The sequence below is a fragment of the Photorhabdus sp. S10-54 genome (assembly GCF_963878145.1).
Lineage (GTDB): Bacteria > Pseudomonadota > Gammaproteobacteria > Enterobacterales > Enterobacteriaceae > Photorhabdus > Photorhabdus kayaii.
On record NZ_CAWNXG010000076.1, the window covers coordinates 1 to 8,499 of the forward strand.

Sequence of the window (8,499 nt, forward strand, 5' to 3'; positions counted from 1 at the left end):
GGCGGAAACGGCGCAAGCGACGCAGGGCCGCCAGTTGCGCGGCATCGGGTTCAGTTTGCAAACTGCCGCCCCACAGCAGGAGCGTACGATGGCCCTCCAGCCAGTGTTGCGTCGTCAGCCCCGGTGCTATCGCTTCTACGAGCGCCTTTTTACCTGTCACCAGTAAAATTCGCACTTTAAAACGCCAGAAATAACCATAGCGCCGACGAACACGGCTTTTCAGCGCCCAAAAATAAGACGGCTCTTCCGAGGAAAGTGCTTTTCCTCTGAAGGCATTGGCGTTGACAGGCACTTTCTGTGGGGGTGTCCCCTGTTTGACGTCACGAATCAGGTTTAACAACCAGATGACGCCTACCATACTGACTATCCAGACAACTATCTTGAATGCTAGCGTATTTAATCCTAACTGATCCCCTCGGAGATATAGCAGCCCACCTGACACCAGTGCTATCAGCAGGGTTATCAACCCCACCCCCAGATTACGGGTAATAAACGCTTTAGACATAGGAATTTCCTGATGTTATCGCCGGGTTTACTGGGGAGACCGTCCCCAGTTGTAACGTAGCATTCTGAGAAAGCAGAAAAAGCTGAGGGACATGTTGATATTCCGCCATTCTCATAGCGAGCGTCAGGGTAAACCAGTCGGTAAAATCCCCTGATTTCCCCAGCCAGTGGCTCACACACTGGTGATCCGGCATGACCGGTGCTGTCGTCACTTCTGGTGATAACGAAGATGTCAATACTTGATTCAGTTGGATAAATAAGCGATCTTTTATGGCGGGATCAGCATCGTTGTCCCACAGTGTCCCCGCCGTGACAGCCGGGCATTGATAATGCAGAAACCGGGCGATATCCCGTTGAGCATCATCAGGCGTTGTCGTCATTGTACGATACAAACAACATTTTGCCGGCAGCTTAGAAGACGATGCTGTTAATAACCAGGCTACTGCGCCATCACTGGCTCTGCTGCGCTCATCGGGACTTTCCCACGACCATGTGATTATCAGCATCAGATCCTGGCTTTCCGTCACCAGCCAGTCATTGAGTTGACTGGCATAATCCGGTTTCAGCACAACAGGGCCTTGTAACTGCGACAACGAAAACCCCAGCTTTTGCCAAATCTGGCAGAATTGATGCCAAACGGTTTCTGCGACCGGTAAAGGGAAATAGAGAGTCAACTGACGGCGAGTAACATGTTTCAGCAAACTCTGGCGCATCGGTCCTAACACCTCTTCAAACAAGCGGGTATACCCCGGGAAAGGTGGTAAGACCAGGGGACTATCGCCATTGACTAACACCGCACTGTCCGCCGGTGACGGGACTTCAGGCGGAAAAACCGCATGATAATCCACGACCTTCATGCCCTGTGAAGCCCACGCTTGCCAATACGCTTCCTGCAAGGCATTTTCCTGCGTCAGTAGCTCCGCCTGCTCCAATTCCACGCCGTAACGAAAAAACTGCCAACCGGCTATCAATCCGAACACCATCGCGGTTCCTACCACCGCAACCACGGCGTAGAACACGCTACGGGGATCTTCAAACACGTACCAAAAACCACTGGCGGCTACCACGACAACAAAACACATCAGACTGAACAGTCTCCACCAGAGTGACCAGTTCAATGACGCTGGCCGGTGCACAACATGCGGTTCCGGAATTTCCCAGGTCATCACGCTTCCCCTCCGGTACCCATTTTCGATGTACTGGCAATGACATAACAACCGCATTGACAAAGGGCTTTATCAAAAGCCACCGGCTTGCCATCCGATATAAATTTGACATTGGCTTTGACAATACGGTTAATACCATGCCCTTCCAGCGGACAACTGACTACATCATGCAATAACGCAGCTTTTTTACCGTCAATCTCTATTGAGGAAGAAGCGGAAATCACTTCTCCGCCGCTGCTGAGTTTATCACCCAGGCGAATAATGCCTTCAAACATAATGACTCCGGTATAATTAAGAATAAACTTTTCACATCTCAAGAGCGGCAATAACTACTGTTTATCACCCTAATTATTTGACGCCGCCAGTGACAGCGTATTAACGACTTTTTCCAGCTCTGCTCTATCAATAAATTTCGTTGAACACACTATGTCGATTTTTTCCTTTGACTTAACGGAAACAATCATTTTATTTTTACGTAATTCAACCTGTTCAATACACCCATAAGGCAAAAAAATCGTTTTACTCAAAGCGGTCGGAGTTAATAAAAAACCGTCCTCTTTCTCGGCAAAGAAATAACGATGTTTTATTTTACGATATGAGACATAATGCATCACCGCCATCGTGATAAACGTACTACTTAAGCCTTTAATCAAGAGTAAAATAGCCCCGCCGCTCCAAATTAACGCTTTGTATCGATACTCGTCCCGTAAAAAACAAACCGCTCTATCTGGGATTGTATTATTATTCTCACACTCAGAAAATGAAGAAAGTGCCACGCGTTGAATAGATAATAAACACCCGATAAAATAAACCACCCCCAATGGAAAAACACTGGACACGATAAAAGAACTGATTTTTGCATACTTTGGCATTTTGATAATAATAAATTAACAATTTGCAGGAAAATGAAAACCTGTAGCACTTTATCCACGATAAATAACTCATCAACCACACTTTGTAATTGATAAGAAAGATCATCATAACCGGTATAAAGTACCTTGGTCGCCGCCAGTGAAGCCAAACATATTAATACATTAATGGCAAAACCAACGAAAACCATTTTATAGATCTGTTTCATAAAAAAACCTCAATTTACACAAAATTACCTATCACTCGAATAGTATTAGATAACACTTTACCTTCGATAATTCGCCGCTGATTTTTTCAAAGTTTCTCTGCGATTCAGAATCAATCAATTAGGTTGATTTCAGAATTTCAACCAATCTGATCAAAGAAATAATATCTTTAAACATCAAGCTTTTTACCTAGTCATTATTTGAATCAGTAATAATAGAGATGACTCAGGATACAATATTTATCCGGTAATACATCTTCGCTACCCTTAGCCAATGGCTCTGATTTCATCGCCTTAAGCCTTTTTCCAGTTAATTTCTCAAGGCTGATATTCTCTGGATTAGGAAAATCCAATACAGTGAAAATATCCTGAGCCAGTTTAACTGACGGAAACGGTTTTTTGATACTCAAATAGTACATATAGGGAGAGAGTGAAACCGAAAAAAACACACACCATAAAATTAATATTTCTGCTCCATCCCAAAAATGATCTTTAACAAAAAAAAGCCCGGCAGTAAGGGAAACAACAATAACAGCAAGGAATATGTAGCAAGTATAAAATATTTCGTCTTTTGCCTTTGAGCGGATCCCTTTATTACAACGCGGAGTAATAGAAATGACTCGGGTTTCAGGGTTTGCTAACGCATAGACAGCATAATACTCTTCCTGCTCTGTCACAGCTAATTCAACGTAGTCACCTATTTTCACGGTGGTCAACCCTAACCAACCATGAAAAGGAATACCGTTGATTTTTCCCCGCACAAAATGACATGCATCAGCTCGTCGTTCTTTCGTCTGTGAAGTCGCTGCTGCTGCTGCGCTATTGCCCATCATAGCAAACAATAACGCCCCAAACTGATCACGCTCCTCTTGGCAGGCAAATTCTTCGGGATCATATTCCCGATCGGTAAAATAACCCATGACACAGAGTGTCTCGAATTCTTCCAATACCCCACTGACTTTGATTAATGGCTTACGCGGCGGTAATTCCGACGGCGGCGGTTCTTTCGCTAAGATGGCATCCAGTACAGGAATCTTAGCCTGAAGCAACATTATTTCCTTTTCCATTTCTTCCCGGCTATCAGGAAATTCAATAGCATGTTTCCGGTTTACATTAATAACAATATCAATATCTTTTCTCTGACTTTTTATTTCCTTAAAGTCAATGGCATCTTTTAACATCTGACAGGTATTCATGAAATCACCTTAATTGCGTCAGCAAAGTTTTTACTTTGTTCTTCATACAGCGTATTTCGCTGTGATTCAGGATCAATCAATTGGGTTGATTTCAGATCACCATCCGGCTCTAAACCAAACACACAGCTACGGCACCATTTTTGTAACTGATTATCTACAAATAATGAAACCAGCCACTCAAGAATAAGAATACCAACCATTACCTGCCAGCTAGCGAGAAAACCAATAAGCCTGCCAGCAGCCAAAGACCCCAGTCTTTCTAAGATGATTTTAATAACATTGCCATTCGTCAGCTGTTTCCTTAGCAATATTTCCAACAACCCACCGGATACTTTTACCATCACGCCAATGTCAGCACCAATTTTGCAACCAATTAACCCAATAAACTGCCAGCGTCGTCGGCCTGACCATTCAGAGACCGCGTCACTGATATCCACCCCCAGATTTAATGCGGAAGCAACTGTGCCTGCACTCGCCCCAATAAACTTAATCGTGTCAGTCGCCGCCATATTTTTTATGCCGTGCTCAACTGCCGGCGTTACAATCTCCATCGCCGTACTCAGTGTGCCTAAAAACGCGGTAGTCACTTGGGCATGGCCCTTTGTATCCCCTTTACTCTCTTTTAACTGATTGGAAAACTCTAACCCATTGAAAATCAAAACCAGTAATTTAATCCGCGATTTCTTTAACGCGGGTTCTCCTTCAGCACTTTCAGTAAATTCTTTAAACCGATCCTGATATTCATTCTTTGTCCTTATTCGATTCTCAGATCCCGATGCCTTAAGCTCCTTCAACACCTGCTGCCTGAACGCATTACCATCTTTAAGTTGGGATACCGACAGTTCAACCGCCTGATCAAACGGCACACCGGAAATCACCGAGAACAGCGTTTTACTCAGCATTTCATTCCGGCTGTTCAGCACTTTCCCTAAACGGGTAAAATTAAAGAACCGGTCACCCAGCGTGACCAGTCGCCGGTCACAATGCAGCATTGCACGGGCAAACGAGCTGTTGGCCGCCGGCGGTTTTTCCAGCGCTTCATTCGCCTTATCGTAAGCCTCGGCCAGTTTCCCGCTCAATGACGACACAATGTCCATAAATTTTTCAATGTTTGCGGGTTTCACATCCCCCTTATTCATGGACATCTGTTGCAAAAATCCGCTCATTTCCGCCATCACATCCGGGTTATTCAGCAGTAACGAGCGCCAGACAATATTGCTCTCCGATAAGGTTGAATACTGGTCGATTAAGCGGTCTAAAAATGCGCTGCCGGTTTCAGTCACATTCAGTGAAGCCATGGCATAGTCCACCGCTTCCCGGTAATTCAGGTTATCCGCCAGCCGGGTTGAGTAGAAATCCCGGCAACAGGTGATAAACCGACTCTCCTGGAGCCAACTCACCCTGAACTGGGCCAGTTGCTCCAGCTTTTTCGCCACTTCAGTACAAAAATCGGCATACTTTTGGTTAAATGCCTGTCGTTTAGCCAGATTCAGCTCTTTCGTGTATTTCTCCCAACTGCTGGCAAACGCTTCTTCACCCAATTTGACCGTATTACGGGCAACATCCTCTTTGAGCCGGGCAAGGTTCTGAGCTGAAGCATGACCGGTCGTCATCGCCGCGATCATGCCGAAGTTTTGCTCCGCCTTCTCTTTTGAATGCGCTGTTTTCAATTGATGCAGTTGATTCTCTACACCGTTGAGTGAACTATCGGTCATAAACTCAATCGACAACTCTTTCAGCCATGTGGCGTGCTCGCCGGCGATATCATCACTCCACCCGGCCAGTTCATGAGCAATGCCTATCGGATCGTGCAAAGCCAGCAATACCGGTGAGACCGGAGAACCATCCGCTGCCGCTCCCCGTCTTTGCATGGCTCTGACCGTGAGGTCCGCACTCCCTGCCCGATTTCGGCTCCATGGATAGAGGGTGCCTTGCGGGCCAACCGCATTAGGCGTAAACGCATAGTAGGGCGCCTCTTCCATTGTCCGGCTGATACGGGCTGCTGTAGGATTATGAGGCAAAAGATAGGTGGGGCAATACATATCTACCGGGTGGTAATCCATCACCGTATTCAGGGTGTCTGCCGTGACCTCGCTGATCCCCTCTCCTTCCTGCACCCCTCGCCATTGCCAGGATTTCACGCACTGCATCCGCTTTTCCCGCGCGTCGGGGTGATCGTGATAATACTGTATTGTCTCCGGACTCCAGGCCGAAGGCGAGAAGGCCAGCCAGGTATCCTGACGCAGTGCAATATCCTGCAATACGATAAACTCCACATTGGTGCTTTGATGTGTCGGGGCATGACAATTCGCGGTTTTCTTAGGGAAAACACCAAAAGGCGCATTGTATTGCTTCCACAGCGCCCCGTCCTCGCTGATACTCCATGTCTCCCAGCTCTCCTGAGCAAATATCCCGGCATTGCAATAATAAACATATAAAAAACCCTGCCGTAAGGCACGCAGCGCATAATGGTAGCCTTTAGCCAAGGGAAACGGCGTCTCTGCCCACTCCGGCAAGGTTTCATGGATACTATCCGGAACCACCGAATAGCGTACCGGCAACAGCGCCGGGCCGGTTGCCTCACACATTTTGCATAATGGTCGATTCATGACTGTATCTCCTTATTTTATGAAGGAATAATGGAAGTTTTGGGATGACAACATTCTCGAGCCAGTGCCAGCCACGTTTTTTCTGGCAATCCGGCTGTACGATCAGCATAACCACGGGTACTGTTACCCTCCTCACCGGACAGCAAGGATTGTATCCGGGAGTGTAAATCGATCTCCGGGTGGTATAGCAAGCTATGCAAAGCACACGCCTCCAGATCACGAATATGATTAAAGGCATAGCGTTCAGTGACCCGGCGCAGTAAAGCCAACATAATCTCCAACGCTTCGGACTCTGTCCGGCGTAACTGATTGCGATGTGCCTGACGATAGCGGCGTAGTGCCCGGTTCATCGGACCTGACCAGGTCATTTCCTGCACGTTTTCCGGGGACAACGCCAGTGAGAAGGTATATTGCATCGCCGCAGATTTAGCGTTGTCCCGGTGCAGTAACTGACCGTCACCGTCGATCAAGTACCAGTCTGTCAGCGGCCCCAGCAGACGCGAACGTTGCCAGGTATCCAACAACGGCCACAAGGCATTGTTCACTGTCGGATCATAAAAACGCAGCACGATTTGCCGTACCGATGACAAGGTTTGTACCGCCGTCATACCGAGATGTTGCGCAATCGCGGATACCGGATGGGAACTGAACAGCCAGCCACAAACCATCCGACCTCGTCCGGCAATCAACTCTGCCGGATCGGATTCCTGCAATGCTTGCGTAATACTCAACTCCAGCATGTGAGCATCCTCAGACCGATTAATATCCAGCGGTATCAACCAGGGAGAATAACGGGGTTCAAAACGGGGATGCTTTATCTGGATCGCTATAGCGGCAGGCTGATGGTTAAGGATTGCCGCAGGCAGCAACTCATCCTGTCGGCTATTCAGGAAAACCGCCGGATCAACCAGCAGCAGCCCCTGTCCACCCTGTTGGGTAAACGCGTTATGCAAGTCAGCCAACAAGCAGACTCTTTGCTTGTCTATAACATTAGCAGAAAAATCGTAATCAATTTGAATCTGAGTCATCAGATATTCCTTATTCCATCACGCTATCGTGAGCAGTTGCCACATGCTCTTCCGTTGACGCACAACGGTCAGGCAATGTCAGGGTTGAACTCTGACTGGCGGGGCCTGCTTTTTGGAAAACATCGCACTGAAACCGGGCATTCTTCGGGCCGGCAAACGAAATATGACCGTCTTTCAGCGAGATATAAGCGCCACCGCATTCCAGCCGCAGTTCAGTTTTAGCGGATATCGTCACCGTATCTTCCTGGCTGACCAGGCGCAGCGCCTGCTGGGCCAGTAAATCCATCCCACCGGTCTGGGCCTGAATCTCCACCTTGCCGGAGGCGGCCAACAACTTCATACCCAGGGTTTTGGCAAATAAACTCAGGGTTTCACCCACCGCCAGCCGGAATTTCTTGGTGATGCTCATATCCGCATCACGGCCAACCGTCGTTATCAGATTTTCACCGGCAGAAAGCTGTAAGTTGCCCGGTGTCACCTGAGCAATGCCTGACGGCGCTGAAAGTAACAGCGCTCGCTGTTGCAGCTCTTTGAGGGTGTGATCCATAAATGCGGTCTGGACTTCGATATCCGCCAGCTCCGCTTTCGCCGCTTCAGCGGCGTAACGCAATCCCGCCGCAGTCTGAAGGGCCGCATCCAGTTCCGACAACACCGCCTGCATTGCCAACACATCTCCCCCCGCGTTGGCCTGTTTATCCGCACTGATAAACAACCCTTTCCCGGCCCGGATCGCGCCCCAGTCATCGGTACGCAGCTCAAAGCCCTCACCCCGTTTCTCCGGGTGCGGTTGCTGGCTGTCCACCAGATGCCCCAGGTTGAGCTGGCTCTTACCGCCGTATTCAGTACTCAGTTTGATGTGTTCCCGACCGCGCTCGTCGTCCATCCGCAATTTGTTATTCGCCGGGGTACGCAGGACGTTGC

The 8,499-nt window shown here is 48.1% G+C and carries 8 protein-coding genes and 1 pseudogene; all 9 read right to left on the minus strand.

Annotated elements, in window-relative coordinates; translation table 11 throughout:
* Positions 1 to 505, minus strand: a pseudogene (locus AACQ83_RS22670) (ImcF-related family protein); the annotation flags it as partial.
* Positions 498 to 1,670: a hypothetical protein gene (locus tag AACQ83_RS22675; RefSeq protein WP_112879726.1), complete on the minus strand. Its 1,173-nt coding sequence runs from the start codon at positions 1,668 to 1,670 to the stop codon at positions 498 to 500. The gene AACQ83_RS22675 and the pseudogene AACQ83_RS22670, both read right to left, overlap by 8 nt.
* Positions 1,670 to 1,945 carry a PAAR domain-containing protein gene (locus AACQ83_RS22680; protein WP_192881084.1) on the minus strand — a complete coding sequence of 92 codons (276 nt, stop codon included), beginning with the start codon at positions 1,943 to 1,945 and terminating at the stop codon, positions 1,670 to 1,672. Before AACQ83_RS22680 ends, AACQ83_RS22675 begins: the two co-directional genes overlap by 1 nt.
* Positions 1,946 to 2,014: 69 nt before the next feature.
* Positions 2,015 to 2,323: a hypothetical protein gene (locus AACQ83_RS22685; protein WP_240000902.1), complete on the minus strand. Its 309-nt coding sequence runs from the start codon at positions 2,321 to 2,323 to the stop codon at positions 2,015 to 2,017.
* A 26-nt stretch (positions 2,324 to 2,349) separates the two neighbouring features.
* Positions 2,350 to 2,748 (minus strand): hypothetical protein, encoded by a 399-nt coding sequence (locus AACQ83_RS22690; protein ID WP_240000903.1) that lies wholly within the window; start codon positions 2,746 to 2,748, stop codon positions 2,350 to 2,352.
* Between the two features lie 203 nt (positions 2,749 to 2,951).
* Entirely contained in the window at positions 2,952 to 3,941 is a 990-nt protein-coding gene (locus AACQ83_RS22695; RefSeq protein WP_112879727.1) for a putative type VI secretion system effector, read from the minus strand.
* The gene (locus tag AACQ83_RS22700; RefSeq protein WP_112879728.1) at positions 3,938 to 6,550 is read right to left on the minus strand and encodes a T6SS effector BTH_I2691 family protein; all 2,613 of its coding nucleotides are present in this window, start codon (positions 6,548 to 6,550) and stop codon (positions 3,938 to 3,940) included. Before AACQ83_RS22700 ends, AACQ83_RS22695 begins: the two co-directional genes overlap by 4 nt.
* A 17-nt stretch (positions 6,551 to 6,567) precedes the next feature.
* Positions 6,568 to 7,578, minus strand: a complete 1,011-nt coding sequence (locus AACQ83_RS22705) for a DUF4123 domain-containing protein (RefSeq protein ID WP_112879729.1) — start codon at positions 7,576 to 7,578, stop codon at positions 6,568 to 6,570.
* A 10-nt stretch (positions 7,579 to 7,588) separates the two neighbouring features.
* Positions 7,589 to 8,499 (minus strand): type VI secretion system Vgr family protein (locus AACQ83_RS22710; RefSeq protein ID WP_146747937.1); only part of this gene is annotated, 911 nt, incomplete at its 5' end.